General features: G+C 59.2%; 1 protein-coding gene and 1 pseudogene. One reads left to right on the forward strand and one right to left on the reverse strand.

All coding sequences use genetic code 11. From position 1 onward, the window contains the following. Window positions 1–1,104 (reverse strand): hypothetical protein (locus A2J01_RS30530; RefSeq protein ID WP_231916135.1); only part of this gene is annotated, 1,104 nt, incomplete at its 3' end. Window positions 1,105–1,976: 872 nt separating this feature from the next. Here A2J01_RS30530 and A2J01_RS30535 point away from each other — a divergent pair. Further along, window positions 1,977–2,681 (forward strand): annotated as a pseudogene (locus tag A2J01_RS30535) (sugar transferase); the annotation flags it as partial.

Consider the following 2,681-nt stretch of genomic DNA (forward strand, 5'->3'; position numbering starts at 1 on the left):
GCTGGGATACACGGCGAGCGTGGAGGGTCGACGGACCTGGACGACGTCAATCTGTACCGTGCGAGGCCGCATCTGTGAGTCCCAAGCGGGATTCGGAGTGTCGGCCCGAATGGTCTGACGACTCAGTTCGGCGGTGCTGCCGAAGTAGCGACGGGGCCAGTCGTATTCGGATGCTCCAATCTGATGCCAGCCCAGCGGAACGACAAGTCGAGGATCCGCAGTAGCCGGGGGCGGACCGACGTTGACGGTCAAACTTGTCGATGGCAGCGGCGTGAAGAACATCAGCACTGCGGCGGCAAACACCGCGAGGATGGTCCAGTTGCTTGTGGCTGTCGAAGGCTTTCGGAGTGGTCGGTCGAACGGTTTGAGCGACTTACCCCGGCGTTCGTACAGATAGAAGGCACCGCCGACGACGATTGCGGTTCCGAGTGCCGGAAACAACTGCACGGCGAAAAGCGGAGCAGCGGGATACGTCTGAATCGTGAAGTAGAGAATCACCACACCGAGCACCGTCGCGGCGACGAAGGCGATCGCCCCTCGCCTCCACGTTCTACTGACGGCGATCGTGGTCGCGGCAGACGCGACAAGCACCATGAGGACGCTGTAGTCGAAACGAGTTCCGCCCATTTCGGTCGCGATGGCGCGGTAATGCAGCGGCGCCAAGATGATCGGGACCACCCAGATTGCCCAGTACCGATTGACCGGACGGAGGCCGAACATCAGAACCGCTGCGCTCCAGACGAATACCCAGGCTGCGATGACGTCGATATGCATCAGTTCGTAGGTCTCGGCGAAACGCGGTAGCAGGAGCGCTTGAAGTCCCAACGCGACGAAGAGACCGATGCAGCCGACTATCTTGTCGGTCTCACGATCGTGAATCGGAAGCTCCGGGCCGCGCCTCAAGTCTGTTCCGACGGCTGCAACCAGGCACAAGAGCGGTAGAGCGAAGACGTAGCCGATGGCAGTTCCGCTGGCCGTGCTCTGCCAAAGCTTGGTCCAGGTGGGCCAAAATGCAAAGATCGTGGCGAGCGCGATCATCAACCACCGCACTGCGAGTCGAGGAATGATCCCGGACTCGGAGCGGATCTCACGAATCTTCAACATTTCCAGTTCCATTCGCTTACTACCCGACATCTGCGTGCGATTCGAGGCTGCGCACCGCTGGGGACTGCCGACCATCGCCATCGGTCCGGCGCCATATGCAGACATTACTTGATCGAGACATATCGCCCTCGCCACGTCGAAGCGCCAGTCCCCGAGCAGTCCGGCCGGAACGTCTCACATGCTCACATCTCACATAGTGGGAATTTTGAAATCTTTTTTTCGGTACCCAGTGCGGGTCTGGGTTGGCCGGATGGCATGGCGGGATTTCGGGTCTGCCGAATTACTCCATATCGAAGGGCAATTCACTTGCGAATTGCAGAAAGTTCAATCAGGTCCGGCGGATTCGACCTACGGGGACATAGGTCCCCGGCGTGCAGGGACGGTTCTCGGTTGCGTGGATTCGGGTCCAGTTACCCATGCGAAAGAACTGTGGTCAGCAGTGAGAGGCAATGTCCGCTTTGTGAGCTATTGCAGTCGTCGGGACCTAAGCCCTCGACGTTTCCGCGGATTTACTCAATAGCTGAACTATAGCTACTAACTGGTAACTACAGCGTAAATGGCACCGTGACATTGCGGCGATTGAACGTGAACGATCGTCCAACATTCTTTGGGTGTGTGCTGGGAAGAAAAATTGCCGGTTAGAGTCTTGACCTGCAACATTATTCGAATTGAACTCCGGCCTTGGAGATGTTCTCATAGTACTCACGCGGCACGTGCAATGCCTCCGGATTATCGAGTTGCAATGTTGCCGATACCTAAGCGGAACATTTGCTCTTCTCCATCTCTAGCTGTGCCTGAAGCATTCGGGTGCAAACGGGAAATTCCGAAGAACGGTCGGGGCCTGGCGGCTCGCAAACGGGAAGGTTGGTCAGATGTCGGCATTGGACATGTCCATGGCGCCGTCGCTCGGGTATCGGCGTCCGCGCATCGTGCCGGACTCCCGTGCGGAGTTTTCCTCGCGTGCTGCGTGGCAGCATCGATACATACGTGCTCTGGCAGTGACGGATTCGCTGATTGTCGTAGCGGCGGTTTCGGCTGCGCAGTGGCTTCGATTCGGCGCCGCGCCGACCGCCGTCGACGCTCGTGAGCTCGGGCAGTTCAGCTACACCGGTTTGTCGATCGGCGTGGTGATCGCGTGGCTGGCGACGTTGCAGATATTCAGGACCAGATCTGCGAGTGTGATCGGAAGCGGTCCTGAGGAGTATCGGCGAATCCTGGTGTCCGCGATGAGATTGTTCGGCGTCATTGCGATAGTAAGCCTTCTGCTTCGTCTCGATATCGCCCGGCTCTACCTCGCATTCGCGTTCCCTGTCGGCCTTCTCGCGCTACTGGTGAGCCGTTGGCTCTGGCGTGGGGTGATCGTGCGAAGGCGTACTCGCGGTGAGTGCCTCACATCGGTACTGGTGGTGGGCAGCAAGGATGCCGGCGCTGAACTTGCACGAAACTTCGAGCGGGGTAGCGCAGACGGTTTCCGCGTGGTCGGAGTGTGTGTGCCGGGGTTCCTTCGGCGCGCGGACGAGTCCATCGCAGTCGACGGGCGTGACATACCGCTCCTCGGTGGTGAGACATCGGTGGTC

The sequence above is a fragment of the Rhodococcus sp. EPR-134 genome (assembly GCF_001647205.1).
Taxonomy (GTDB): Bacteria; Actinomycetota; Actinomycetes; order Mycobacteriales; family Mycobacteriaceae; genus Rhodococcus_F; species Rhodococcus_F qingshengii.